Here is a 24,924-nt window from a genome sequence, read left to right as displayed (position 1 = left end):
TCAATCAAACATAGTGGAGGAAAGTAGTGTATGGGTGCGAAAAGTATTGCAGTCCTGACCAGCGGGGGAGACGCCCCCGGCATGAATGCGGCGGTACGTGCTGTAGTTCGTTCCGCAATTTCTTTCGGCATGAAGGTGTATGGCGTGAAGCGCGGCTACAACGGTCTGCTCCACGGCGATGTGGAGGAAATGAACCTGCGCAGCGTATCCGATATTATGCAGCACGGCGGCACGGCGCTGTTCACCGCCCGCAGCCCGGAGTTCAACACGCCGGAGGGCGTGCAGAAGGCGGCTGAAATGTGCAGGAAGCTGGGCATTGACGGCGTGGTAGTCATCGGCGGGGACGGTTCCTTCCGCGGCGCCCGGGACCTGACCAATGCCGGGGTGCTGTGTATCGGCGTACCCGGTACGATAGACAACGACATTGCCTGCACGGATTACACCATCGGCTACGACACGGCGCTGAATACCGCCATGGAAATGATCGACCGCATTCGGGATACCACCGAGTCCCACGACCGCTGCAGCGTGGTGGAGGTCATGGGCCGCCGCTGCGGTGATATCGCTTTGCATACCAGTATCGCCGTTGGGGCGATCGCCACGTTGGTGCCGGAAGTCCCCTATGATTTTGAAAAGGACGTGATCGCCCGTATCCGCATGGCGCAGACCACCGGCAAGCGGCACTTTATCGTAGTGGTTGCCGAAGGCGTGGGGCATACCCAGGAGATCACCGAGCGCATTCAGAAGGAGACCGGCATCGAGAGCCGGGCTACCGTTCTGGGTCATGTGCAGCGTGGCGGCTCTCCCACCCTGCGGGACCGTGTGGTTGCCAGCCGCATGGGGTACCACGCGGTGGAGCTGTTGGAAAAGGGTCTGGGCAACCGTGTGGTCGCCATGAAGGGCGAGGAAATCGTGGATTTCGATATCACCGAGGCGCTGGAAATGCCCCGGGTATTTGATGAAAAGCTCTATGGCATTTCTGCCAAGCTGTCCATTTGACGGCGCCAATTCAATCAGGTAAAACGAGTAAACCCCTGCGGTCCTTCCGGGAACGGCAGGGGGCTTCTCTTATCTACATCGGATAGGAAGGGGAGAAACCTATGGAACGGAAATTGAATTATCACAAGCTGAGCAATGAGCTTCAAAAAAGAATCCGGGAGGACAGGGCTGCCCATTGGGAGAATCCGCACCGCTTCCAGGAGAAGGACGCCCGGCGGCACGGGGAGGAGCGGGACAGGTCGCCCCTATGGCGCCCGGCATTTGTCCGGGACACGGAAAAGATCCTCCACCTGCCCATGTATAACCGCTATGCGGACAAAACGCAGGTGCTGTCCTTTTACGAAAACGATGACATCACCCGCCGTGGGCTCCATGTGCAGCTGGTGTCCCGCATTGCCCGGAACATCGGCTCCATGCTGGGGCTGAATCTGGACTTGATCGAAGCGATATCCCTGGGACACGATCTGGGGCACACGCCGTTCGGTCACGCCGGGGAGCGGTATTTGAACGACCTGCTGCTGGAGACCTGCGGACTTCACTTTTTCCACAATGTGCAGAGCGTCCGGGTACTGGAAAATATGTTCCGGCGGAAGGTCACCCTGCAAACGCTGGACGGTATCCTCTGCCACAACGGCGAATTTGAGAAGCAGGAATACCGCCCCCGCCCGTTAAAGAATTTTGCGGAGCTGCACAGCCGTGTGGAGGATTGCCTGAGCCGCGGACAGGACGCGGTAGACGGGCTGGTCCCCTCCACGCTGGAAGGCTGTGTGGTGCGGGTCAGCGACATGATAGCCTATGTGGGCAAGGACCGGCAGGACGCCATCAATACCCACATTATTTCTGACTATACCGGCTTTACCTCTCAGGAGATCGGCGATCGGAACGCCACTATTATCAACAATATGTCCGTGGATATCGTGGAAAACAGCTACGGCAGGGATTACATTCTGTTAAGCCCCCAGACCTATCAGGACCTGAGCACCGCCAAGCGGGAGAATTATCAGCAGATTTATCGGAACGAAGCGGTAAGCGGCGAGTACGAGCACACGATCCGCCCCATGTTCCGGGATATTTTTGAGCAGCTGCTCCGCGATGTGAAGACGGAAAACAAAAATTCACCCGTGTTCCGCCACCATATCGACTTTATCCAGAGCTCTACCAGATATTACCGGGAAGAGGGAGAAAGCTATCTGGAGGAGCGCCCGGAGCAGATCGTGGCGGATTACATCGCCAGCATGACGGACAGCTATTTCCTGTCCCTGCACAGCTTCCTGTTCCCGAAGAGCACGCTGAAGGTCCAGTACCACTCCTATTTTGAAGACCTGGAAAAGTGAGGAAAACACAGAAATGGAACCCATGATCTCCACTCTTGCCAAAGAATTGAACGTCCGCCCGGAGCACGCCCAGGCGGTGGTAACGCTGCTGGACGAGGGGAACACAGTCCCCTTTATCGCCCGGTATCGGAAGGAGCAGCACGGCTCCATGGACGACCAGACCATCCGAATGCTGGCGGACAGGCTCCAGTACCTCCGGGGGCTTGCCGCCCGGAAAGAGGAGGTAAAAGCCTCCATCGGGGAGCAGGGAAAACTGACCCCGGAGCTGGAAGATGCCATCAACGCCGCCGCCACCCTCACCGAGGTGGACGACCTGTACCGCCCCTACCGCCCGAAGCGGAAAACCAGAGCCAGCGTGGCGCGGGAAAAGGGATTGGAGCCGCTGGCAAAGGCGATTTTTACCGGCAGGGACGAAAACGGAAATGTGCTGGACGATATCGCATTGAACAAACTGGCAGAAAGTTATGTAAACCAGGAAAAGGGCGTGGAAACGGGCGAGGACGCTTTGCAGAGCGCCAGGGACATTATCGCCGAGGACTTTTCCGACAACGCCGCCCTGCGGAAACAGCTGCGGGAAAAAATCCAGAAAAACGGCACGCTGCGTTCTGTCGCCAACACGGAAGAGGACACGGTCTACCGGCTGTACTATGAATTTGAGGAGCCGCTCCGCCGGCTGCAGAGCCATCAGATCCTCGCCATGGACAGAGGGGAACGGGAGGGAATGCTGAAGATTTCCGTCCGCCCCGGCGAATGGGGCGCGGAGTCCGTGATCCTGAGCGAGACGGTCTCCCGGCAGAACCCCTTTCAGGCGCTGCTGCGGGAGGTCGCCGAGGACGCCTGGGACAGGCTGATCTTCCCTTCTTTGGAGCGGGAGATACGCAGTGCCCTTACCGAGCAGGCGGACGAGCAGGCGATCCACACCTTTGCGTTGAACCTCCGCCCGCTGCTGATGCAGCCCCCGGTCAAGAATCAGGTGACCCTGGGCTTCGACCCTGCCTACCGCACAGGCTGTAAGCTGGCGGTGGTGGACGGCACGGGGAAGGTGCTGGAAACGGCGGTGATCTACCCCACGAAGCCCCACAACAAAATTGAGGAGTCCAAGCGCGTCCTGCGCCGCCTGTTCGATACCCACCACATCACCTGCGTTGCCATTGGAAACGGCACCGCCAGCCGGGAATCGGAGCTGTTTGTCAGCGAGTTTCTAAAGGAATACGGCGGCAGCTGCGCCTATATGGTGGTCAGCGAAGCGGGGGCTTCCGTGTATTCCGCCTCCAAGCTGGGGGCGGAGGAGTTCCCGGATTACGATGTTTCCCTGCGCTCCGCGGTTTCCATCGCCCGCCGGCTGCAGGACCCGCTGGCGGAGCTTGTGAAGATAGACCCAAAAGCCATCGGCGTGGGGCAGTATCAGCACGATATGCCCCAGGCAAGGCTTTCCGAAACGCTGGACGGCGTGGTGGAGGACTGCGTGAACGCTGTGGGCGTGGATCTGAACACAGCTTCTCCCAGCCTGCTCCGCCGGGTGGCGGGCGTCACCCCCACTGTGGCGAAAAACGTCGCCGCGTACCGGGAGGAAAACGGCAGCTTCCACACCAGAAAGGAGCTTTTGAAGGTGCCAAAGCTGGGACCAAAGGCGTTTGAGCAGTGCGCCGGGTTCCTGCGGGTGCCGGAAAGTAAAAATGTGCTGGACCGCACCGCCGTTCACCCGGAATCCTACGACGCGGCGAAGAAGCTTCTCGCCCTGTGCGGCTATCAGGAGGAAGATGTCGGCAACCTGGCAGAGCTTGACAAGCGGCTGGGGGAATATGGGCTGCCCAGGGCGGCGGAGGTCTGCGGCGTGGGCGTTCCCACCCTGAAGGATATCGCGGCGGAGCTGCAAAAGCCCGGGCGCGACCCCCGTGATGAGCTCCCCCCGCCCCTGCTGCGGACGGACGTGATGGAGCTTTCCGATTTGAGACCCGGCATGAAGCTTTCGGGAACGGTGCGGAACGTGGTGGATTTCGGCGCGTTCGTGGATATCGGCGTCCATCAGGACGGGCTGGTGCACATTTCCCAGATCACCAACCGCTATATCCGCCACCCCTCGGAGGTGCTGTCCGTGGGCGACGTGGTGGAGGTCACCGTGCTGGAGGTGGACGAAGGAAAAAAACGCATTTCCCTCACCATGAAAAAGCAGCAGGAAAAGGCATGAGAAGCGCCGTCTTAGTGAACACACTGTTGGGAATGGAAAGCATCGAGATATGACCGCGACAGGAAAGCGATACATCTGGATTTGGAGGAAAGTATGAAAGCGACAAATGTGGCTTGGGTATGCAGCTTGATCGTACTGGGAATTTGTACGGTTTTCCTTGCAGGGGCACTCTTTTTCAGTTTGGAGCTGCCGGACCTTTTGGTACGGTGCATCGGAGTGATCGATTTAGCCGCGTTGCTGGTGTTTGGATATGCGACCGGCAGGAAAGCGAAAAATAAGCGGTGAAGGTTTCAGGCTCATCATTTCAGCACGCAAATTTTTGAAAAATAAAACGAATGAAACAAAAAAGAGCAGGCTGGCTCCAAAGAGTCAGTCCTGCTCTTGCTTTTTTAGACGGTTTTTGCCCTTTCTAACAACTAACAACTAAATACTAAAGTCTAATTTTCACCGGCTGGTCGATCACCATGGAACCCGGGGCGACAAGGCAGTCATAGGCGAGAAGTTTCACGCCCCGTTCGGCGGCTTGCCGGAGGGCGGCGGCAAAAGCCGGGTCGGTGGCGTCATTGGGCTCGAACCGGGTGACGCCCTTCATTTGTATCACAAACAGCGCGGCGGCACGGTAACCCTCCTCCACACAGCGGCATAAGCCGTGCAGGTGCTTTGCGCCCCGCTGGGTGGGGGCGTCCGGGAAGCGGGCGACGCCGTTTTCCTCCAGCGTCACGCCCTTTACCTCGATGAACCATTTCTCCCCGGAGCCCGTTTCGGCGTAAAAGTCGAACCGGGAATCCCCGTGGACGGTTTCCGGGCGCAAAAGGGTAAGGTCCGGCAGGAGCTTGGGCAGAAATTCCCCGGCGGCTTTGTTGGGGGACTGGCTGTCCATATTGATGAGAAGCTTTCCCTTTTCCACGGCGATAAGGTCGTATTTTGTTTTGCGGGCAGGATTGCCGCTTTCCTCCACATATACCCTTGCGCCGGGCGTCAGCAGCTCCCTGCAGCGCCCGGTGTTTTTCACATGGCAGACGCAGACTTCCCCGGCAATTTCCACGTGGGCGATGAAACGGTTGGGGCGGGAAAGAAAAACTCCGGGCAGCACGGTTTGATAGGTCATGAAAGCCTCCAGAAAATATAAGATAAGTCTTGCCCCGCAGGGCGGAGTGAATTATAATAAACGATAGAAGGTCGGTGCTTTTGCGGCTGCGCCGGGCGCGCGTCCCTGCTCTGTACCGGGAAAGCCAGTGACGCCTTTTCAGCCAAACTGCAAAAGGGAACCGCCTTGCGATCATTTTAGCATATCTGCTCGGAAAAGAGCAAGGAAACGGAGAGGAATTCTATGGAAATCTATGTATCTGCTGCCGCTGCCCGAAACGGGAACGGCACGAAGGAAGCCCCCTACCAGACCATTTCCCAGGCGGCAAAGGTCGCCAAAGCCGGGGATACGGTGCTGGTGCTGCCCGGCGTGTACCGGGAATGGGTCGACCCGCAAAATGGAGGAGAATCGGAAGAAAAGCGCATCACCTACCGCTCTGTGGAGCAGGGGAAAGCAGTCATCACCGGCGCGGAGCCGGTCAAGTGCTGGAAGCGGTACGAGGGGGACGTCTGGGTCGCCCGCATTTCCAACGGGCTGTTCGGCGCATATAATCCCTATACCACTCTGCTGGAGGGGGACTGGTACGTGCCCGAAAAGCCCTTCCACACCGGCGAGGTGTACTTAAACGGCAAGTCCCTCTATGAAGCGGAAACGCTGGAGGGCGTGCTGCGCCCGGAGGTTTTCCATGCGTCATGGGACCCGGAATTTACCGTCTACCGCTGGTACACCGAGCAGGACGGCGGCGATACCGTGCTCTATGCCAATTTCCACGGCAAGGACCCCAACGAGGAAAATGTGGAAATAAATGTCCGGCGCAACTGCTTTTACCCTGCCGTGACCGGGAAAAATTATATTACGCTGTCCGGCTTTACGGTGAAGCAGGCCGCCACCCAGTGGGCGCCGCCCACCGCCTATCAGGAGGGCATGGTGGGACCCCATTGGGCAAAGGGCTGGATCATTGAGGACTGCGAGATATCCGACTCCAAATGCTCCGGCATTTCCCTGGGAAAGTACCGGCAGGAGGGGAACGACAACAAGTGGCTCCACCAGAAATATAAGGACGGCACCCAGACCGAGCGGGAGTGTATCTGCCAGGCGCAGCGGGAGGGCTGGACAAAGGAAAACATCGGCTCCCATATCATTCGCCGCTGCAATATCCACGACTGCGGGCAGACCGGCATCGTGGGGCATCTGGGCGGTGTGTTTTCCATCATTGAAGACAACCATATTCACCATATCAACAACAAGCAGAACCTTGCCGGGGCGGAGATCGGCGGTATCAAAATGCACGCCGCCATCGACGTGATCTACCGCCGCAACCACATTCACCACTGCACCCGCGGGCTGTGGCTGGACTGGCAGGCGCAGGGCACCCGGGTGACCCAGAACCTGTTCCACCACAACACCCTGCCCAATCTGGAGCAGGTCCAGGGACAGCCTGACCCCAGCGCCTTCCAGGGGATCGGGGAGGACATTTTTGTGGAGGTCTCCCACGGTCCGACCCTGATCGACAACAACCTGCTGTTGTCAACCCGCTCCCTGAAGCTGGCGTGCCAGGGCGTGGCTGTGGTGCACAATTTGATCGGTGGCAGCTTTACCGCTGTGGGCGTCGGCACGGACAACGGCGCGAAAACCTTAGCGTCCCCCCGGTACACGCCCTACCATGTGCAGCACCGCACGGAGGTGGCAGGCTTCATGACCTTCCTCCATGGAGACATGCGGTTCTACAACAATATTTTCGTGCAGCGGCAGGTACACCCGGCGCTGCTGAAAATGGCGGAGGATATGGGGGAAAGCAGCTGGGACGACGGAAACGTCACCGCCGGCACCTTCCCCTATAACGGCTATCCCACCTTTGAGCAGTGGGATAAAGAATTTGAGGGCTACTGCGGTATGGGCTCTGCCCCCAGCGACCGCTATTATATGCACCTGCCCGTGTGGACGGGGGGCAACACCTTCTTTAACGGCGCAAAGCCCTGCGACACGGAGAAGAATTTCGCGGTTTCCCAGGATACCGTTTCCCTGGAGCTCACGGAGCAGGACGGCAAATACAGTCTGAAAACCGATCTGTACGACCATTTGCCGGAAATTTCCGCGCCTGCTATCTCCACGGAAGCTCTGGGTATGGCGTTTGAGCCGGAGCAGAAATTTGAGAACCCGGACGGCTCTCCCATCGTATTCGACCGGGACTATTTCGGCGCTCACAGGGGCGTAACGCCCCTGCCCGGTCCCTTTGCTTCGGCAGAAGAAGCGGGGCAGGCGCTGTTCTAAACGCTTGAAAGGAACGGTTTCTCTTTCATTCGGTAAATTCTGTCAGATTTCTGACGTATCTTGCGTTTTCCCACGGAATAGAGTATAATGATCGCGATACGATCATCAGAGAGAACCCCTGAAACGCGCAGCGTTTCTCTTTTTCCTGCGGAAAAAGCACCGGGCTTCTCCAATCAGATTGCGCCGAGGCGCTTAGACATAGTCAAGTACCGTTTCTAAGTAGGAAATGGGAAAGGGGAAATATTCCAATGAGAATGGAGTTCGTCTGGCTGGGCGTGACCATTTTGGCGGCTATCGTCGAAGGGCTGCTCCCGGCACTGGTATCCATCTGGTTCGTGCCCGGCGGTCTGGCGGCGCTGATTGCCAGCATGGCGGGAGGCTCCGTGGGGCTGCAGGTCGCGCTGTTCCTCGTGGTGTCCGCGCTGGCGCTGGTTCTGACCCGCCCGCTGGTCAAGCGGTTCCAGAAGGGAAAGAAGGAGCGTACCAATGCCGACATGGTGCTGGGGCGCAGCGCCGTGGTCACGGAGGATATCAACAATCTGCTGGCGACCGGCAGGGTGAGCGTGCTGGGGAACAGTTGGGCTGCCCGATCCGTTGAGGAAAGCGCGGTGATCCCCAAAGGGGAGACCGTTACAGTGGAGCGCATCGAGGGTGTAAAGCTCATGGTGCGCTGGGAGCACACGCACCAAAAAGCGTGAAGAAAAGAGAGGAGAATCGTTATGCCCGGATTAGAAGCTTTTGCTGGAATTTTTGTAGTAGTGGCGCTGGTCGTATTCATATTGGCGGTGATCATTGCCAACATCAAGATCGTTCCCCAGGCGCACGCCTTTGTGGTGGAGCGTTTGGGCGCGTTCCACGCCTCCTGGGGCACGGGGCTGCACATCAAGATCCCCTTCTTTGACCGTATCGCCAAAAGGGTGAGCCTGAAGGAGCAGGTCATCGACTTCCCGCCCCAGCCCGTCATCACCAAGGATAACGTCACCATGCAGATCGACACGGTGGTGTATTTCCAGATCACCGACCCCAAGCTGTATGCCTACGGCGTGGAAAATCCCATTTCCGCCATTGAGAACCTTTCCGCCACCACCCTGCGGAATATCATCGGCGACATGGAGCTGGACCACACCCTCACCTCCCGCGACGTGATAAACTCCAAAATCCGGGTGATCCTGGACGAAGCCACCGACGCGTGGGGCATCAAGGTGAACCGCGTGGAGCTGAAGAATATCATTCCCCCTGCGGAAATTCAGGATTCCATGGAAAAGCAGATGAAGGCGGAGCGGGAACGCCGCGCGAAGATTCTGGACGCGGAGGGCGAAAAGCGCAGCGCTATCCTGATTGCGGAAGGTCAAAAAGAATCCGCTGTGCTGCGGGCGGAAGCCGTAAAGGAAACGAAAATTCGGGAAGCACAGGGCGAAGCGGAAGCCGTGCTCACCGTCCAGCGGGCAAGGGCGGAAGCTGTCAAGCTGATGAACGAGGCAAACCCCACGGAGCCCGTGATCGCTTTGAAGAGTTTGGAAGCCTTTGAAAAGGCGGCGGACGGCAAAGCCACCAAGATCATTATTCCCTCAGACATCCAGGGGCTTGCCGGTCTGGCGGTCTCCCTGAAAGAGCTGATGAAGGACGGTGACACCGCCCAGAAGAAATAAAGCTTTGTCAAACGAAAAGCTGCCAGGAGCTTCTCCCGGCAGCTTTTTTCTTATGCTGAGCTGATTTGAGCGCAGCGGGGGGAAAGGAGCTTTTTTGAGGGAAGCTGGGGCAGGGCGCAAAATCGCCAAAAGTTCCGGCGGAAAGCGGCAAAAATTTTCCTGTTTCGCGGGGGAGACAAAGGCGCGCGGGGCTTGCCGTTCCCGGAAATTCATGCTATGATAGGAATGCTGAAAAATTGGAAAAAGGATGTGCTTAAAATGCCCTTTCTCGATGTAAAAGCAAGCTGCGAGATCACCCCGGCGCAGGAATTGGAGCTGAAAACAGAGCTCGGCCGCCTGATCTCCCTGATCCCCGGGAAAAGCGAGGGCGCGTTGATGATCTCCTTTACCGACCATTGCCGCCTCTGGTTCGGCGGGGAACAGGAGACCCCGATCGCCATGGTGAAAGCCATGATCTATGGTTCCGCGTCCCCTGAAAGCAGCTCCGCATTCGGCGACGCCGTGGTAGAGCTTTTCCAGCGGGTGCTGGGCGTGAAGCATATGTATTTCAAACTGGAAGACGGCACGGACTGGTGCTGGAATTAGCCGAAAGCAGAAAATTGTTATAGGTTTCTGCCGGATAGCAAAAAGCTGAACTTCGGCGCTGCCGAAAGGAAAAGCAGCTTAGACAAGCAGAGAAAGGATCGTGGTCAGTAGATATGTGCAAAAAGGTTGCAGTTATTATGGGCAGCGACAGCGACCTGCCCGTGGTCGCCCCGACGGTCAAGCGGCTGAAAAGCCTTGGCATTCCCGTGGAAGCCCATGTGATGAGCGCCCACCGCACCCCGGCGGCAGCGGCGGAATTTTCCAAAAACGCCGTGGGAAACGGCTTTGGCGTCATCATTGCCGCCGCAGGAAAAGCCGCTCATCTGGCTGGTGTGCTGGCGGCCCATACCACGCTGCCGGTGATCGGTATCCCGGTGAAGTCCTCCACGCTGGACGGCTTGGACGCGCTGCTTGCCACGGTGCAGATGCCCTCCGGCATTCCCGTTGCCACAGTCGCCATTGACGGCGCGGACAACGCCGCCATTTTAGCCGCCCAGATGCTGGCGCTTTCCGATCCGGCGCTTCAGGAAAAGCTTACGGAAATGAAGCGGGAGATGGAAGCCGGCGTGGCAAAAAAGGACGCGGCGCTTCAGGAAAAGCTGCTGGAGCTGTAACACTGGAAGTTATTTGACCCTTCACATATTTTGTCCCGGCGGGACCCCTGCCGGAGAAAAGAGGAAAAGCTATGAAAAAGTCCATTATGAGAAAGTATGCCAAGCTGGCGGTGAGAAGCGGCGTGAACCTGCAAAAGGGGCAGGGCTGCGTGATCTCCGCTCAGGTAGACCAGCACGAATTTGCCGAAATGGTGGTAGAGGAAGCCTACCGCGCCGGGGCAAAGTGGGTCATGGTGAACTGGGGCGACCAGACCGTGTCAAAGCTCCACTACCGCCACGAGACCCTGACCCAGCTCTCTCGCGTGGAGGAATGGGAAAAGGCAAAAATGCAGCACATGGTAGACACCCTGCCCGCCATGATACATATTGACTCCTCCGACCCGGACGGGCTCAAGGGCGTGAACATCGGCAAGCTGCAAAAGTCCAGCGCCGCCCGGGGCAAGGTCATGAAGCCCTTCCGCACGGCAATGGACACCAAATATCAGTGGACTATCGTGGCGGTGCCCTCCAAGAAGTGGGCGAAGAAGGTGTTCCCCAATGACCGCACCAGCGTGGCGGTGGAGAAGCTGTGGAACGCGATTCTGCAGACCGTGCGGATCACCGAGGACAACGACCCCGTTGCCGAGTGGGACAAGCACAACAAGAACCTGCGGGAAAAATGCGAGAAACTCAATTCCCTGAATCTCGACTACCTCCATTACGAAAGCAAGAACGGCACGGACTTCAAGTGCTGGCTCATTCCCGGGACAAACTGGCACGGCGGCTGCGACACCCTGCAGACCACCGGCGTTTCCTACAATCCCAATATGCCCTCCGAGGAGGTCTTTATTTCCCCCATGCGCGGCAAGTGCGAGGGTACGCTGGTCGCCACGCTGCCCCTGTCCTATCAGGGCAATTTGATCGACAAATTCTCCGTCACCTTCCAAAACGGCAAGGCGGTTTCCGTGAAAGCCGAGCAGGGGCAGGAGCTTTTGGAGCACATGATAAAGATGGACGAAGGCGCCTGTATGCTGGGCGAGCTTGCCCTGGTGCCGGACGATTCCCCCATTTCCAATTCCGGCATTCTGTTCTACAATACCCTGTTTGATGAGAACGCCGCCTGCCACGTGGCGCTGGGCATGGGCTTCAACGAGACCCTGGAGGGCTTCGAGAACATGACCGACGAGGAGATCAAGGCAAAGGGCATCAACGATTCCATCATTCATGTGGACTTCATGGTAGGCTCCAAGGAGTTGAACGTCACCGGCTATACCAGGGACGGGAAGAAGGTTCAGATCTTCCAAAACGGCAACTGGGCAATTTAAGCGCACCATTCTCAGGCAACGCCGAGCTATCGGCGCTGCCTTTCGATATGCTCTCAAAAGAAAACGGTAAGGAGATGCTGCAATGAAAAGCTACAGCGACAGCTATAAGGCGGCGGGCGTAGACGTTACGGCGGGCTACCGCTCGGTAGAGCTGATGAAGGAGCACGTAAAGCGCACCATGATCCCCGGGGTGGTTTCGGGGATCGGCGGCTTCGGCGGGCTGTTTGCCCCGGATTTTTCCGGCATGACGGAGCCTGTGCTGGTGTCCGGCACCGACGGGGTAGGCACCAAGCTGAAGGTCGCCATGCTGCTCCAGAAGCACGACACCATCGGGATCGACGCCGTCGCCATGTGCGTCAACGATGTGATCTGCTGCGGGGCGAAGCCCCTGTTCTTTCTGGACTATATCGCCTGCGGGAAAAACTTCCCGGAAAAAATCGCGCAGATCGTGGCTGGCGTGGCGGAGGGCTGCGTTCAGGCGGGCTGCGCCCTGATCGGCGGCGAGACCGCTGAGCACCCGGGCATGATGCCTGAGGACGATTACGACCTTGCCGGGTTCACCGTAGGTCTGGTGGACAAGCCCAAAGCCATCGACGGCAGCAGGCTGCAGGCAGGGGACGTGCTTGTGGGCGTGTGCTCCTCCGGCGTGCACTCCAACGGCTTTTCGCTGGTGCGCCGGGTGTTTGGGCTGGACGAGACAAACGTGAGCCGACATTATGACGAGCTGGGCGGCACCCTGGGCGAAACGCTGCTGACCCCCACCAGGATCTACGTCAAGGCTGTCCTTGCCGCTATTGAAAAAGCAGACGTCAAGGCGATTTCCCACATTACCGGCGGCGGTTTTTATGAAAATATCCCCCGCATGATGACAGAGGGGCTGACGGCAAAGGTGGAAAAGGCGGCTATTCCCGTGCTGCCCATTTTCCCGCTGCTGCAGCAGGTGGGCAATATCCCGGAGCACGATATGTACAACACCTTTAACATGGGGATCGGTCTGTGCATGGCAGTGTCCAAGGAAACGGCGCAGGCGGCTGTCTCCGCCATTGAAAGCGCCGGCGAAAAAGCGGTGATCCTGGGCGAGGTCGTTCCCGGAGATGAGGGGGTCGTGCTGTGGTAGCTATCGGTGTGCTGGTGTCCGGCGGCGGCACAAACCTGCAAAAACTCATCGACGCCCAGAATGCCGGAGAGATCAAAAACGGCGCGATCCGCGTGGTGATTTCCAGCCGTGCCGACGCTTTTGCGCTGGAACGGGCAAAGCGGGCGGGCATTGAAGCAATTTCCCTGAGCCGGAAGGACTACCCGGATGTAGATACCTACAGTCAGGCGCTGATCGACGCTTTGAACGAGCGGGGGGTAGAGCTGGTGGTGCTGGCAGGCTTCCTGACCATCACGGGAGAGAATTTTGTCCGCGCTTTCGAGAACCGCATTTTGAATGTCCACCCGGCGCTGCTGCCGTCCTTTGGCGGCAAGGGCTATTATGGGCTCCATGTCCATGAAGCCGTGCTGCAAAGAGGGGTGAAGGTCACCGGCGCTACGGTCCATTTTGTCAACAAGGTCTGCGACGGCGGACCCATCGTGCTGCAAAAGGCTGTGGAGGTGAAAGAGGGAGACACCCCGGAGACCCTGCAGCGCCGGGTGATGGAGGAAGCGGAATGGAAGCTACTGCCACAGGCGGTCTCCCTGTTCTGCGAGGGCAGGCTTACCGTGGAAAACGGTGTGGTACATAGAAATCGGTAAAATGCGAAAGGAAGGTATGATTTATGAAAGCTGTAAATCTTTATGAGGAGCTTCGCTCCAACACCTATCCCGGACGGGGGATCGTCATCGGCAAAAGCGAGGACGGGAAATGCGCTGTGACAGCCTATTTCATCATGGGGCGCAGCGTAAATTCCCGGAACCGCGTGTTTGAAAGCGAGGGGGAGAATCTGCGGACCAGGGCATTTGACCCGGCGCTGCTTTCCGACCCGTCGCTGGTCATTTATTTCCCTGTGCGTATGTTTGACGGCGGCATGATCGTCACAAACGGCGACCAGACCGACACTATTGCGGATTTCCTGCAGGCGGGGAAAACCTTTGAGGACGCTCTGCGCACCCGTACCTTTGAGCCTGACCCGCCTATTTTCACCCCCCGAATTTCCGGCATTCTGGAATACGGCAAAGGGGAATATTCCTACAAGCTGTCCATTCTGAAAAGCACCGACGGCGATGAGAAATATGCCCAGCGCCAGTTCTTCGAGTATGCCGCAAAGCCCGGCCTGGGGCATTTTATCCACACCTATCAGGGCGACGGCGACCCGGTGCCCTCCTTTGAGGGTGAGCCCACCCCCGTCACGCTTTCCGGCGATATCGACACCTTTACGGAAAAGGTCTGGAACGCTCTCAATGAGGACAACAAGGTTTCCCTGTTTGTGCGGTACATCGACCTCGCCACCGGCAAAGCCGAGACCCGGATCGTCAATAAGAACGGATAAGCGGAAAGGCAGAGAAAAACCATGCTCAGACTGGAAACGGCAGGTCCTGAAAACTGGAGAGAGGATCTTAGAGTTTCAGAGACGCAAAGGCGCTTTGTCTCCGACGCTATGAAATTGCTGGCAAGGGCTTACGCGTATCGGGAACACAGAAGCCGCGCATATGTCATATATGACGGTGATGTTCCCGTGGGAATGGCGCTGTATTATGACTGTGAGGAGCTGGGCGCTTATAATTTCAGTCAGCTTTTTATCGATGAACGCTATCAGGGAAAGGGCTTTGGAACGGAAGCGTCACAGCAGATTTTGGAGCGTATGAAAGCTGATGGCAGATATGATAAAGTTGTCTTATGCTATATTGACGGCAACGAAGCTGCAAAAAGCATGTATGAGAAAATGGGTTTCTCTCTGACCGGTGAACGTGACGGAGATGAAATCGTCATGGAGAAAATGTTATAACTTCCAGCTTGTCTATAAAAATACAACTTTATGAAGGAGCGATCGATATGAACGAACTGACCTTAAAGTACGGCTGCAACCCCAACCAGAAGCCTTCCAAAATCTTTATGAAGGACGGCTCCGAGCTGCCTGTGACGGTGTTAAACGGCAAGCCCGGCTACATCAATTTTCTGGACGCGTTTAACAGCTGGCAGCTGGTAAAGGAACTGAAAGCGGCCACTGGGCTGCCCGCGGCGGCTTCCTTCAAGCACGTCAGCCCGGCAGGCGCGGCGGTGTACGTGCCCCTTTCCGACACGCTGAAGAAAATCTATTTTGTGGACGATCTCACGCTGTCTCCCATTGCTTCCGCCTATGCGGCGGCAAGAGGAGCCGACAGAATGTCCTCCTACGGCGACTGGGCGGCGCTTTCCGAGGTGTGCGATAAAGAAACCGCCACGCTCCTTGCCCGGGAGGTTTCCGACGGCGTGATCGCCCCCGGCTACACGGACGAGGCGCTGGAAATCCTGAAAACCAAGCGCAAGGGAAACTACAACGTGGTACAGATCGACGAAAGCTATGTCCCCGCGCCCATTGAGCACAAGGACGTGTTTGGCATTACCTTTGAGCAGGGCAGGAATGAGCTGAAAATCGACGAAAGCATTCTCGCGGAACTGCCCACCCAAAATAAGACCCTGACCCCGGAAGCCAAGCGCGATCTGGTGGTTTCGCTCATCACCCTGAAATATACCCAGTCCAATTCCGTCTGCTACGTGAAGAACGGGCAGGCGATCGGCGTGGGTGCGGGGCAGCAGAGCCGCGTCCATTGCACCCGCCTTGCCGGAAACAAGGCGGACAACTGGTACCTGCGCCAGTGCCCCAAGGTTTTGAACCTGCCCTTTAAGAAGGACATTCGCCGCCCCGACCGGGACAACACCATCGACGTGTACATTTCCGACGAGCACATGGACGTGCTGGCGGACGGTCAGTGGGAGAACTTCTTCACGGAGAAGCCGGAACCCTTTACCCGGGAAGAACGCCGCGCGTGGCTGGATACCATGTCCGGCGTGGCGCTGGGCAGCGATGCTTTCTTCCCCTTTGGCGACAACATTGAGCGCGCCAGAAAGAGCGGCGTGGAATTTATCGCCCAGCCCGGCGGCTCCATTCGGGACGACAACGTGATCGAGGTCTGCGACAAGTATGGTATTGCCATGGCTTTCACAGGGATCCGCCTGTTCCACCACTAAGCTCTTTGCGGTGATTTTTGCGCCCGGCGGTGTCGCAGTCGCTCGGCATACCTTGGTATTGCCTGCGCTCCTGCTTCTTGCCGTGCATCAAAAATCCCACGCAAATTTAGAAGTGGCGGTGATTTTCGCGGCTGGCTGCGTCGTGCTGCGCTTGACATACCTTAGTATTGCCTGCGCCCCTGCTTCTTGCCGTGCATCAAAAATCCCTCGCAAATTTAGAAGTGGCGGCGATTTTCGCGCCCGGTTATGCCGTGCTGCGCTTGACATACCTTGATTAGTCCTTAGTTGTTAGAAAACGGGGGAGGGAGATTCGTATGCAACACTGGTGGATCGTCGTCTGGCTGCCGCTGCTGTTCTTGCTTCTGTTTCTTCCTGACCGCCGCCGCAGACAATGGATCACGCTGCATTTGCAAAAGAAAAGAAAAGGAGGGCGCAGGAAAATGCCCACCGAACTGTTACAGGAATTTCTGGGAAAAATGTGCACCGTTATGATGTTCAACAGCACGTTTGCCGTGAATGGGCGCATCGTTGCCGTTGAGGGGAACTGGCTCAAGGTGGAGGAAAAGAACACCGTCAGGCTCATAAACGGCGACATGGTGCAGGACATTGCCCTGATGCCGGAAAAATATCAGAAATAAGGGGAAAACGCTATGAAGATTTTAGTGGTCGGAAGCGGCGGCAGAGAACACGCCATCGTGCGGAAATTAAAGGAAAGCCCGCTGGTCAGCGAGCTCCTTTGCGCCCCGGGCAACGGCGGTATCGCAAAGGACGCGAAATGCTTCCCTGTGGGCGCTATGGACAAGGAAGGCATTCGGGCGCTTGCCCGGGAACAACAGGTGGACTTTGTATTCGTTGCCCCGGACGACCCTCTTGCCGCCGGTATGGTAGACTTTTTGGAGCCGGAATTTCCCTGCTTTGGTCCCAATGCCAAAGCCGCGGAGATCGAAGCCAGCAAGGTGTTTTCCAAAAACCTGATGAAGCGGTACGGCATTCCCACAGCGGAATACGAGGTGTTTTCCCGTCCGGGGGACGCCATGGCGTACATTCGGGAGCGGGGCAAATATCCCGTGGTCATCAAAGCGGACGGTCTGGCGCTGGGCAAGGGCGTTATCATTGCCCAGAACGAAACGGAAGCGCAGGAAGCTGTGCATTCCATTATGGAGGATAAGCTGTTTGGCGATTCCGGCAACCAGGTGGTGGTGGAGGAATTTCTCACCGGACCCGAGGTGACCGTGCTCGCCTTTACGGACGGGACCGCCATAAAGCCCATGGTTTCCTCCATGGACCACAAGCGCGCGTACGATAATGATGAAGGACCCAATACCGGCGGCATGGGCACAGTCAGCCCCAATCCCTTTTATACAGAGGAGATCGCGGCGGAGTGCATGGAGAAGATTTTCCTGCCCACTGTGAACGCCATGAACGCCGAAGGACGGAAATTCAAGGGCTGCCTGTATTTCGGGCTCATGCTCACTCCCGATGGACCCAAGGTCATCGAGTACAATTCCCGGTTCGGCGACCCGGAAACCCAGGTCATTCTGCCCCGGCTGGAAACGGACTTCGCGGAGATCGTCACTGCCGTGGCGGAGGAGCGCCTGTCCGAGCTTACCATCAAATGGTCGCCGGAGCCCTGTGCCTGCGTGGTCATGGCAAGCGGCGGCTATCCCGGCAGCTATCCCAAGGGCATTGAAATCAAGGGGCTGGACGGTGACGGGCAAATCGAGGGAGCGACCGTCTACCACGCCGGGACCAAGCTGGAAAACGGGAAATTTTATACCAACGGCGGGCGTGTGCTGGGCGTGACCGCCCGGGGAGAAACGCTGGAAAAGGCTTTGCAAAACGCCTATGCCGCTGTGGGGAAAATCAGCTTTGAGGGCGCCATGTACCGCAGGGATATCGGCAGGCGGGCGCTAAGCTGTAAGTAAGGGGAGCGCCGTATGGAGAAAATCGACGTTTACAACAAAGACGGCGCCCCTACAGGCAAAGTCGTGGACAGGGAAACGCCCATGGGAGAGGGGGAATACCGCCTCGCCGTGGGGATATGGCTCCAGGACAGCGGCGGCAGGATATTCCTGACAAAGCGGAGCCTGGAAAAGAGCTATGCTCCCGGAAAGTGGGAAAACCCTGCGGGTCACGTACAGGCGGGAGAAACGCCGGAGCACGCCGTCATTCGGGAGCTTCAGGAGGAGACGGGCATTTCCGTCTCTGAAAAACAGCTGGTATTTTTGGGCGCTTCCCGCGCGCACCCCTATCTGGGGCGGGATTACGGCGTCCGGTTGGACGTTGCACTGGAAGATGTGCGGTTCCAAAAAGGGGAGACCTGTGACGCGAAATGGGTGAGCTTCTGGGAGTTTACCCAGATGGTGGAGGAAGGGCTGTTCCCGCCCTCCCTGACGGAACACTTGAAAGATTATCAGTCCGCGTTCCTGCGCTTTATGGGGCAGGAACAGGCTGTATTAAAATTGTAACAAGAAGGAGTTATGCAGTATGAAAGCACCTATTACATTTGCCATCTGCGGATTTGGGGACCGGGGCAGCACCTATGCGTCCATGCAGAAGCTGTTCCCGGACAAGATGAAAGTGGTCGCCGTAGCCGACCTGAACCCCGCAAAAGTGCAAAAGGCAAAGGAATTGTACGATATCCCGGAGGAAAACTGTTTTTCGTCCGGGGAAGAAATGCTGGAGCACGAAAAGCTTGCCGACGTGATGGTGGTGTCCACCATGGACCGCCAGCATGTGGGGCATGCTATTCCCGCCCTGAAAAAGGGCTACAACATCATGATGGAAAAGCCCATCTCCCCGGAGCTGGACAAGTGCCGGGAAATTCTTGACGTGGCAAAGGACTGTCCCGGCAAGATCATCGTCTGCCATGTGCTGCGGTATACCACGTTCTACAACACCCTGAAAGACTTGATTTCCAGCGGGCGCATTGGTGACGTGGTCACCATCTGCGCTAATGAAAACGTGGGCTACTGGCACCAGGCGCATTCCTTTGTCCGGGGCAACTGGCGCAATTCCAAGGAAACCAGCCCCATGATCCTGCAGAAATCCTGCCACGATATGGATATCCTGACCTGGCTCACAGGCAAAAAGTGCAAGTCCGTTTCCTCTATCGGCAGCACTCACCTCTTTAAGAAGGAATGCGCGCCGGAGGGAGCTACCCCTTACTGCCTGGGCGGCTGCAAGGCAAAGGAAAGCTGCATTTTCGACGCGGAAAAAATTTACATCACCAGCCCGAAAACCGGCAGGGCTGCCCATGCCGACAACTGGATCACCTCGATCCTCAGCGTGGAGAACACGGTGGAAAGCACCTATGAAGCGCTGAAAAACGGACCTTACGGACGCTGCGTTTACCATTGCGACAACGACGTGGTGGACCATCAGCAGACCAACCTTCTCATGGAGGACGGTTCCACCATCAGCTTTACCATGTGCGCCTTTACCGAAAGCTGCTACCGTTATTTCAAAGCCATGGGCACGAAAGGGGAGATCGAGGCGGACATGATCTCCAACGTGATCCATGTCCGGGAATTTGGAAAGCCAGAGGAGACCATCGACGTGGGAGCCCTTGCTTCCGATTTGAAAGGGCACGGCGGCGGCGACAGCGGCATCGTTTCCGATTTCCTGGATATGCTCTTAAACGAGCGGGAAGCGACCGAGCGCACCACTACGCTGGAAAATTCCATGGAAAGCCATTTCATCGCGCTGGCGGCGGAAGAGTCCCGCCTGAACGGCGGCAAAGTCATCGACCTGGAAAGCTTCAAAAACGGAAAATAAGCAGCTTGGTGGAACAAAAAGGGACCTTCCGTTATAAACTGGGAATGAGTACGTGCTGTGTGCTCAAAAAATTCCAGCGATTTGATTAAATCTCCCAAAGTCAGGCAAAACTATGAGTAAAACGCCTGAGCAGGAGAGAGGAAGGTACGACCGTGATAGTCCATCGAGGAGATATTTACTATGCAGACCTGAGCCCTGTGGTCGGTTCCGAGCAGGGCGGCGTCCGCCCGGTGCTTATCGTGCAGAACGATGTGGGCAATAAGTTCAGTCCGACGGTGATCGCCGCGGCGATCACCAGCCAGCACGATAAGGCAAACCTGCCTACCCATATTGAGGTCAATGCGGAAAATACCGGGCTGCTGAAGGATTCCGTGGTCCTGCTGGAGCAGGTGCGCACCATCGACAAGCACCGGCTGAAAGAAAAGATGGGGCGGCTTGACAGCAGCTCTATGAACCGTGTCAATCAGGCAATTTCCATCAGCTTGGGGCTGCCTACATAGGCAGCCCGTCACAGCGAATGGAACAAAGCCGGCGGCGTACAGTTTTTACTGTACGCCGCCATTTTTGTCTGCGGAAAAAATCCCTCTTGCGGTTTCCCGCAGGGTGATTTATAATAGAGCAGGAAACGCGCCCGTGGTGGAATTGGCAGACACGTTGGATTTAGGTTCCAATGCCGCGAGGCATGCAGGTTCAAGTCCTGTCGGGTGCACCACGTCGCCGCAAGGCTCGCTCTTGCGGCGACATTTCTTGCAGAAATGCCGCCTGTTGCGCTCGTCTGCGGCTCCTCCCCGTGAAAGATCACGCTCCCATCGGCTAACGGCTTGTAAACGCGCCGTTTTTACGCCGATTTGGTCGCTACCAATCTTTCACGGTTAAAGGGCAAAGGACCACTTATTTTTGGTACACGGGGCTTGAACCTGCAATATAAATAAGAAAAGTTTTCCGCAGGAAAACTTCAGGAAAACTGCTGAGCGGAGCGAAGGAGTTTTCTGTCCTGTTCGGGCGCGCGTCGCGACCAGCTCTTGTGGCTTGCCACATTTTTCTGCGCAAAATGCGGCGTTCGCCTTTCGAGCTGCCGCTCCTTCCCGAAAAAACTCACGCTCACGTTGCCTAAACCCTTGCAAGCGCGGGCTTTTAACGGCAACCTGTTCGCTAACAAGTTTTTTCGGTTAAAGGGCAAAGGGCATTCATTTTTTGGTGCACAGGGCTTGAACCTGCAATATAAATAAGAAAAGTTTTCCACAGGAAAACTTCAGGAAAACTGCTGAGCGCAGCGAAGGAGTTTTCTGTCCTGTTCGGGCGCGCGTCGCGACCAGCTCTTGTGGCTTGCCACATTTTTCTGCGCAAAATGCGGCGTTCGCCTTTCGAGCTGCCGCTCCTTCCCGAAAAAACTCACGCTCACGTTGCCTAAGCCCTTGCAAGCGCGAGCTTTTAACGGCAACCTGTTCGCTAACAAGTTTTTTCGGTTAAAGGGCAAAGGACCACTTATTTTTGGTACACTGGGCTTTCAGGAGTGCAACCGCAACATCGGAACGCGGGAGGTCGATGGACAGAAATACGATGGATTGACCTTTCGATTGAAACGGGGGGCATAATATTTCGTGAAAAAACGGAGGGTCGGCTGCAAAAGCCGGCTCTCCGCTTTGTTTTTGCTGAGATGTCTTTTCGCGGCAAAAACGCTCCAAAACATATACCTTTTGCTTCTCAATTTGAGATAGACAGGGCTAGGGACCTACAGTCTTTCCGATGAGCCGCCGACAGCACTCCTGATAGAGTGCGGCTGTTGCCGATACAATTTCGTCCGGCAGCTTCGGTCCGGGTTCGACCCCATTTAATTTATGTTCTATCAGCCAGTCCCGCACGAACTGCTTATCAAAGCACTTGGGAGAAACGCCGACCTGATATTCCTCTGCTGCCCAGAAGCGGCTGGAATCCGGCGTGAAAATTTCATCGCCCAAGGTCAGCGTGCCGTTTTCATCATACCCAAATTCAAATTTGGTATCCGCGATAATAATGCCCCTTTGCAAGGCGTATTCCGAACAGACCTTATAAAGACACAGGCATATTTCGCAGATTTTGTCAGCTTCTCTTGCGCCCAATTCCCGGCGCAGCCTTTCCCGCGTGATATTCTCATCGTGTCCGGCGCAGTTCTTTGCCGCGGGGGTAATGATCGGTGCGGACAGCTTTTCTGCAAGCTGATATTCCCCGTCTATCGTCTCTTTGCAGTATGTTCCGGTTGCCGCAGCATATTCCTTCCGTAAGCTGCCGAACATATATCCCCGCACAATAAACTCATAAGGCAGCATTTTCAGCTTCTTTACAAGGACGGTGCGGTTTTTATACTGATCTGGTTGCTGACAAAACGGAGCGGGCATATCGGAAAGCTCGGTGGAAAGAATGTGGTTTGGAACGATATTGCGGGTAAAGTCAAACCAGAAATTGGATATCTGCGTAAGCACGATCCCTTTGTCCTTTATGACAGATTCCAAAATGACATCGAATGCCGAGTTCTGTCCGTGGCGACGATTACCAGACGGTCCTGCCCCACATCGTAGACTTCCCTGACTTTCCCGGAAATGATTTTTTCCATGTTTTTCTCCTTTATACCGCAGTTTTTTGTTTGATCGCGTACAGGGTGTCCATGCAGTGCTTATGGGGAGAGCCGCCGCTCATACAATCAAAGATTTTCTCCTCGCAATGCGCGATGAGCCAATCGGCATAGTAAGAGAAAAGCTCGCCGGATACCCACTTATAGCGACCTTCCCGCAAATCCGAGGGGCTGACAAGGAAAGGCTTCCGCACGAAAACGTTCAGCGCGTGCAGACCGGAATCCGCTGTGTGCGCCTGGTAATTTTCCAGAATTTCCCGCCGCAGTTCCTGCGGGATATAGTGCAGGGAACCAGAGCAGAACACGATATCAAAATCGCTGTCCAGCCGGAAATCCCGTAAGTCTGCCTGGAAAAAATTGACCTCTGCGCGGGCTTTTTCGGCAAGACGCTTTGCTTTGTCCAGCCCTAGCTTTGCCGCGTCAAAAGCGGTGACATGATAGCCGTTGCGGGCGAAAAATACGGCGTTTTTCCCCTCGCCGCAGGCAACGTCCAGCAGACGTAAAGGGGTTACCGGCGGGCACAGCTTCATCACTTCATAGCACATCTGCGATGGCTGCACGCCCCAATAATATCCCTCAGCTTTGTAACGCTCCTCGTAATCGGTGATGCGTTTCCGCTCTGCGGCATAGCCCATCAGTTGGTCGATGCTGCAATGTAAAACATTCGCGAGCAGCGGCAGGACGGAAATATCCGGCAATGAATTTCCATTTTCCCATTTTGAAACGGCTTGAAACGACACCCTTACCATCTCTGCCAATTCCTCCTGGGTCAGCTCCTGCTGCTTGCGCAGCGCATGAATATTTTTGCCGATCCGATCGTCCATCTTATCACCCCTTTTAAAGCTAGTATAACACAAAGGGAATGATGGGAGTATCACTTGATTTTTGAACAAGGCGCAGGATTCAACCGAGGGTAGAATTGAAACTCAATTTTGAGATTGGCACAGGACTGGCGCCGGTGTTTTCCAACACAATATAGAAAAAGGGCTTCCCGGTTTTCCGGGAAGCCCTTGCCTGGTGACGTTATCAGTCGCTGGTGTAAGGCAGCAGCGCCAGATGACGGGCGCGCTTGATTGCCACTGTCAGCGCACGCTGATGATACGCGCAGGTGCCGGTCACGCGGCGGGGGAGAATCTTTCCTCTCTCGGAGATGAAACGGCGCAGCTTTGCAACATCCTTGTAGTCGATGAAATCCGCGCGGTCCACGCAGAAAGCGCAAACCTTTTTGCGCCCCTTGCGGCCACCCCGGCGAACGTCTCTTTCGGGTCTATCAGCCATAGCCTAAAAGCCTCCTTGTCAAAAATTTTCCCTGAGGAAACCTTAGAAGGGCAGATCGTCGTCGCCCAGAATTTCCTCAAAATCTTCATTGCTTCCGCTGGAATAGGCAGGGGCAGGCTCCGAAAAAGCCGGTCTCTGCGCTGCGGGAGCGCTTTCATACGATGATCCTGCCGAACCGCCGCTTTCCCGCTTGGAACCGGTAAAGCTGACATCGTTGGCTACGATTTCAAAGGCGGTACGCTTGTTGCCGTTTTTGTCCTCGTAGTTTCTGGTCTGAATGGGACCGGAAACAGCCATCATCTGTCCTTTTGTAAAATACTTGCACACAAACTCCGCCGTGCTGCGCCAAGCCACCACATTGATAAAATCGGTCTGGCGCTCCGTGCCGGCTTTGGCATAGGAGCGGTCCACCGCAAGAGTGAAGCTGGTGACGGACACACCGGATTGTGTGTTTTTCAGTTCCGGGTCGGCGGTGAGCCTACCCATAATAGCGGCTACGTTCAGCATAATCAGGCACTCGCTTTCCTAAACAGCGGAATTATTCTTCGGTGGAAACGGCTTCCACAGCTTCCGCGGGGGCTTCCTCCACAGGGGCGGCTTCTACAGCTTCCTCTGCGGCAGGCTCCGCGTCGGCGGTCTCTTCAGCCTGGGGCTTCTGAGGCTTCTGGGCATTCAGATGACGGGGGTCGCGCTTCACGATCAGTGTGCGCAGGATGCCGTCGGTGATCTGATACCGTCTGTCCAGCTCCGCGGTAAATTCCGGGTCGCTCTCAAAGTTCAGCAGGGTGTAGTACCCTTCGGTCTGCTTCTGAATGGGATAGGCGAAGCGGCGCTTCCCCCAATCGTCAACACTCTGCACAGTACCGCCATGTCTCTCGATGAGAGCCTTGAACTTTTCTACGAGCTCCGCGTTGCCCTCCTCGCCAAGCTTGGCGGAAGTGACGATGACGGTCTCGTACAGGTTCTTTCCATCTGCCATTAGTATTGCACCTCCTTCTGGTCTTTTGGCCCCGTGTAATTGAGTTTGTCACGGAGCAAGGAGCTTGTTTTGAAACTCCGTTCTGTCCAAATTTTCCCTTG

Annotated in this window: 25 protein-coding genes, 1 tRNA gene and 1 pseudogene; 21 read left to right on the top strand and 6 right to left on the bottom strand. The window is 56.4% G+C overall.

What is annotated here, in order from left to right:
* Nucleotides 1-30 precede the first annotated feature (30 nt).
* The 4 genes from pfkA to AB8996_RS07335 all read left to right on the top strand — a co-directional run bounded on the left by pfkA (nt 31) and on the right by AB8996_RS07335 (nt 4,806).
* Entirely contained in the window at nt 31-999 is a 969-nt protein-coding gene (gene pfkA, locus AB8996_RS07350; protein WP_369298329.1) for a 6-phosphofructokinase, read from the top strand.
* A 101-nt stretch (nt 1,000-1,100) separates the two neighbouring features.
* Nucleotides 1,101-2,333, top strand: a complete 1,233-nt coding sequence (locus AB8996_RS07345; RefSeq protein ID WP_369298328.1) for a deoxyguanosinetriphosphate triphosphohydrolase family protein — start codon at nt 1,101-1,103, stop codon at nt 2,331-2,333.
* Between the two features lie 13 nt (nt 2,334-2,346).
* Nucleotides 2,347-4,521, top strand: a complete 2,175-nt coding sequence (locus AB8996_RS07340; protein ID WP_369298327.1) for a Tex family protein — start codon at nt 2,347-2,349, stop codon at nt 4,519-4,521.
* Between the two features lie 93 nt (nt 4,522-4,614).
* Nucleotides 4,615-4,806, top strand: a complete 192-nt coding sequence (locus tag AB8996_RS07335) for a hypothetical protein (protein ID WP_369298326.1) — start codon at nt 4,615-4,617, stop codon at nt 4,804-4,806.
* A 145-nt stretch (nt 4,807-4,951) separates the two neighbouring features.
* Here the strand turns inward: AB8996_RS07335 and sfsA are convergent, their stop codons facing one another.
* A complete protein-coding gene (sfsA, locus tag AB8996_RS07330; RefSeq protein WP_369298325.1) occupies nt 4,952-5,629 on the bottom strand; it encodes a DNA/RNA nuclease SfsA in 678 nt (225 codons plus the stop codon).
* Between the two features lie 222 nt (nt 5,630-5,851).
* Here sfsA and AB8996_RS07325 point away from each other — a divergent pair, with 222 nt between their 5' ends.
* The 17 genes from AB8996_RS07325 (at nt 5,852) to AB8996_RS07245 (ending at nt 20,670) form a co-directional block, all read left to right on the top strand.
* Entirely contained in the window at nt 5,852-7,879 is a 2,028-nt protein-coding gene (locus AB8996_RS07325; RefSeq protein WP_369298324.1) for a right-handed parallel beta-helix repeat-containing protein, read from the top strand.
* A 254-nt stretch (nt 7,880-8,133) separates the two neighbouring features.
* Nucleotides 8,134-8,577 (top strand): NfeD family protein, encoded by a 444-nt coding sequence (locus tag AB8996_RS07320; protein WP_369298323.1) that lies wholly within the window; start codon nt 8,134-8,136, stop codon nt 8,575-8,577.
* Nucleotides 8,578-8,598: 21 nt separating this feature from the next.
* Nucleotides 8,599-9,528: an SPFH domain-containing protein gene (locus AB8996_RS07315; RefSeq protein ID WP_369298322.1), complete on the top strand. Its 930-nt coding sequence runs from the start codon at nt 8,599-8,601 to the stop codon at nt 9,526-9,528.
* A 258-nt stretch (nt 9,529-9,786) separates the two neighbouring features.
* Nucleotides 9,787-10,113: a hypothetical protein gene (locus AB8996_RS07310; protein ID WP_369298321.1), complete on the top strand. Its 327-nt coding sequence runs from the start codon at nt 9,787-9,789 to the stop codon at nt 10,111-10,113.
* Between the two features lie 113 nt (nt 10,114-10,226).
* Nucleotides 10,227-10,727, top strand: coding sequence for a 5-(carboxyamino)imidazole ribonucleotide mutase (gene purE / locus AB8996_RS07305; protein WP_369298320.1), 501 nt, complete (start codon nt 10,227-10,229; stop codon nt 10,725-10,727).
* A 71-nt stretch (nt 10,728-10,798) separates the two neighbouring features.
* Nucleotides 10,799-12,031 carry an aminopeptidase gene (locus AB8996_RS07300; RefSeq protein ID WP_369298319.1) on the top strand — a complete coding sequence of 411 codons (1,233 nt, stop codon included), beginning with the start codon at nt 10,799-10,801 and terminating at the stop codon, nt 12,029-12,031.
* Between the two features lie 82 nt (nt 12,032-12,113).
* Nucleotides 12,114-13,148 carry a phosphoribosylformylglycinamidine cyclo-ligase gene (gene purM, locus AB8996_RS07295; protein WP_369298318.1) on the top strand — a complete coding sequence of 345 codons (1,035 nt, stop codon included), beginning with the start codon at nt 12,114-12,116 and terminating at the stop codon, nt 13,146-13,148.
* A complete protein-coding gene (gene purN / locus AB8996_RS07290; protein WP_369298317.1) occupies nt 13,142-13,768 on the top strand; it encodes a phosphoribosylglycinamide formyltransferase in 627 nt (208 codons plus the stop codon). The genes purM and purN overlap by 7 nt, the downstream gene beginning before the upstream one ends.
* Nucleotides 13,769-13,791: 23 nt before the next feature.
* Complete coding sequence (locus tag AB8996_RS07285; RefSeq protein ID WP_369298316.1) at nt 13,792-14,502, top strand: IMP cyclohydrolase; 711 nt, start codon at nt 13,792-13,794, stop codon at nt 14,500-14,502.
* 21 nt (nt 14,503-14,523) lie between these two features.
* Nucleotides 14,524-14,958: an N-acetyltransferase family protein gene (locus tag AB8996_RS07280; RefSeq protein WP_369298315.1), complete on the top strand. Its 435-nt coding sequence runs from the start codon at nt 14,524-14,526 to the stop codon at nt 14,956-14,958.
* A 47-nt stretch (nt 14,959-15,005) separates the two neighbouring features.
* Nucleotides 15,006-16,181, top strand: a complete 1,176-nt coding sequence (locus AB8996_RS07275; protein ID WP_369298314.1) for a phosphoribosylaminoimidazolecarboxamide formyltransferase — start codon at nt 15,006-15,008, stop codon at nt 16,179-16,181.
* 314 nt (nt 16,182-16,495) lie between these two features.
* Nucleotides 16,496-16,819, top strand: a complete 324-nt coding sequence (locus AB8996_RS07270; protein ID WP_369298313.1) for a hypothetical protein — start codon at nt 16,496-16,498, stop codon at nt 16,817-16,819.
* A gap of 12 nt (nt 16,820-16,831) precedes the next feature.
* Entirely contained in the window at nt 16,832-18,106 is a 1,275-nt protein-coding gene (gene purD, locus AB8996_RS07265; RefSeq protein WP_369298312.1) for a phosphoribosylamine--glycine ligase, read from the top strand.
* 12 nt (nt 18,107-18,118) lie between these two features.
* Complete coding sequence (locus tag AB8996_RS07260; protein WP_369298311.1) at nt 18,119-18,649, top strand: NUDIX domain-containing protein; 531 nt, start codon at nt 18,119-18,121, stop codon at nt 18,647-18,649.
* A gap of 19 nt (nt 18,650-18,668) precedes the next feature.
* On the top strand, nt 18,669-19,958 hold the full coding sequence (locus tag AB8996_RS07255) for a Gfo/Idh/MocA family protein (protein ID WP_369298310.1): 1,290 nt from the start codon (nt 18,669-18,671) through the stop codon (nt 19,956-19,958).
* Nucleotides 19,959-20,110: 152 nt separating this feature from the next.
* On the top strand, nt 20,111-20,458 hold the full coding sequence (locus tag AB8996_RS07250; RefSeq protein ID WP_369298309.1) for a type II toxin-antitoxin system PemK/MazF family toxin: 348 nt from the start codon (nt 20,111-20,113) through the stop codon (nt 20,456-20,458).
* Nucleotides 20,459-20,585: 127 nt separating this feature from the next.
* Nucleotides 20,586-20,670 (top strand) — tRNA-Leu (locus AB8996_RS07245).
* Nucleotides 20,671-21,682: 1,012 nt separating this feature from the next.
* On the opposite strand, the gene AB8996_RS07240 is transcribed toward AB8996_RS07245, so the two are convergent.
* The 5 genes and pseudogenes from AB8996_RS07240 to rpsF all read right to left on the bottom strand — a co-directional run.
* Nucleotides 21,683-22,447 carry a phosphoribosylaminoimidazolesuccinocarboxamide synthase gene (locus tag AB8996_RS07240; protein ID WP_369298308.1) on the bottom strand — a complete coding sequence of 255 codons (765 nt, stop codon included), beginning with the start codon at nt 22,445-22,447 and terminating at the stop codon, nt 21,683-21,685.
* A gap of 112 nt (nt 22,448-22,559) precedes the next feature.
* On the bottom strand, nt 22,560-23,390 hold the full coding sequence (locus AB8996_RS07235) for a methyltransferase domain-containing protein (RefSeq protein WP_369298307.1): 831 nt from the start codon (nt 23,388-23,390) through the stop codon (nt 22,560-22,562).
* A gap of 202 nt (nt 23,391-23,592) precedes the next feature.
* The gene (gene rpsR, locus AB8996_RS07230) at nt 23,593-23,844 is read right to left on the bottom strand and encodes a 30S ribosomal protein S18 (RefSeq protein WP_369298306.1); all 252 of its coding nucleotides are present in this window, start codon (nt 23,842-23,844) and stop codon (nt 23,593-23,595) included.
* A gap of 42 nt (nt 23,845-23,886) precedes the next feature.
* Nucleotides 23,887-24,351, bottom strand: coding sequence for a single-stranded DNA-binding protein (locus AB8996_RS07225; protein WP_369298305.1), 465 nt, complete (start codon nt 24,349-24,351; stop codon nt 23,887-23,889).
* A gap of 187 nt (nt 24,352-24,538) precedes the next feature.
* Nucleotides 24,539-24,823, bottom strand: a pseudogene (gene rpsF, locus AB8996_RS07220) (30S ribosomal protein S6); the annotation flags it as partial.
* Nucleotides 24,824-24,924: the final 101 nt, after the last annotated feature.

It is taken from the genome of uncultured Neglectibacter sp., assembly GCA_937958185.1.
Classification (GTDB): domain Bacteria; phylum Bacillota; class Clostridia; order Oscillospirales; family Acutalibacteraceae; genus Acutalibacter.
This window is presented reverse-complemented; position numbering and strand designations above follow the sequence as displayed.

Bases quoted from the DNA above. Each gene is read 5' to 3' on its own strand.
- AB8996_RS07310 (WP_369298321.1), top strand. From the start codon at position 9,787: ATGCCCTTTCTCGATGTAAAAGCAAGCTGCGAGATCACCCCGGCGCAG.
- AB8996_RS07300 (WP_369298319.1), top strand. From the start codon at position 10,799: ATGAAAAAGTCCATTATGAGAAAGTATGCCAAGCTGGCGGTGAGAAGC.
- AB8996_RS07255 (WP_369298310.1), top strand. From the start codon at position 18,669: ATGAAAGCACCTATTACATTTGCCATCTGCGGATTTGGGGACCGGGGC.
- rpsR (WP_369298306.1), bottom strand. From the start codon at position 23,844: ATGGCTGATAGACCCGAAAGAGACGTTCGCCGGGGTGGCCGCAAGGGG.
- sfsA (WP_369298325.1), bottom strand. From the start codon at position 5,629: ATGACCTATCAAACCGTGCTGCCCGGAGTTTTTCTTTCCCGCCCCAAC.
- AB8996_RS07345 (WP_369298328.1), top strand. From the start codon at position 1,101: ATGGAACGGAAATTGAATTATCACAAGCTGAGCAATGAGCTTCAAAAA.
- AB8996_RS07235 (WP_369298307.1), bottom strand. From the start codon at position 23,390: ATGGACGATCGGATCGGCAAAAATATTCATGCGCTGCGCAAGCAGCAG.
- AB8996_RS07335 (WP_369298326.1), top strand. From the start codon at position 4,615: ATGAAAGCGACAAATGTGGCTTGGGTATGCAGCTTGATCGTACTGGGA.
- purD (WP_369298312.1), top strand. From the start codon at position 16,832: ATGAAGATTTTAGTGGTCGGAAGCGGCGGCAGAGAACACGCCATCGTG.
- AB8996_RS07320 (WP_369298323.1), top strand. From the start codon at position 8,134: ATGGAGTTCGTCTGGCTGGGCGTGACCATTTTGGCGGCTATCGTCGAA.
- AB8996_RS07315 (WP_369298322.1), top strand. From the start codon at position 8,599: ATGCCCGGATTAGAAGCTTTTGCTGGAATTTTTGTAGTAGTGGCGCTG.
- AB8996_RS07285 (WP_369298316.1), top strand. From the start codon at position 13,792: ATGAAAGCTGTAAATCTTTATGAGGAGCTTCGCTCCAACACCTATCCC.
- AB8996_RS07280 (WP_369298315.1), top strand. From the start codon at position 14,524: ATGCTCAGACTGGAAACGGCAGGTCCTGAAAACTGGAGAGAGGATCTT.
- AB8996_RS07275 (WP_369298314.1), top strand. From the start codon at position 15,006: ATGAACGAACTGACCTTAAAGTACGGCTGCAACCCCAACCAGAAGCCT.
- AB8996_RS07325 (WP_369298324.1), top strand. From the start codon at position 5,852: ATGGAAATCTATGTATCTGCTGCCGCTGCCCGAAACGGGAACGGCACG.
- AB8996_RS07225 (WP_369298305.1), bottom strand. From the start codon at position 24,351: ATGCTGAACGTAGCCGCTATTATGGGTAGGCTCACCGCCGACCCGGAA.
- AB8996_RS07270 (WP_369298313.1), top strand. From the start codon at position 16,496: ATGCAACACTGGTGGATCGTCGTCTGGCTGCCGCTGCTGTTCTTGCTT.
- purM (WP_369298318.1), top strand. From the start codon at position 12,114: ATGAAAAGCTACAGCGACAGCTATAAGGCGGCGGGCGTAGACGTTACG.
- pfkA (WP_369298329.1), top strand. From the start codon at position 31: ATGGGTGCGAAAAGTATTGCAGTCCTGACCAGCGGGGGAGACGCCCCC.
- purE (WP_369298320.1), top strand. From the start codon at position 10,227: ATGTGCAAAAAGGTTGCAGTTATTATGGGCAGCGACAGCGACCTGCCC.
- AB8996_RS07260 (WP_369298311.1), top strand. From the start codon at position 18,119: ATGGAGAAAATCGACGTTTACAACAAAGACGGCGCCCCTACAGGCAAA.
- AB8996_RS07340 (WP_369298327.1), top strand. From the start codon at position 2,347: ATGGAACCCATGATCTCCACTCTTGCCAAAGAATTGAACGTCCGCCCG.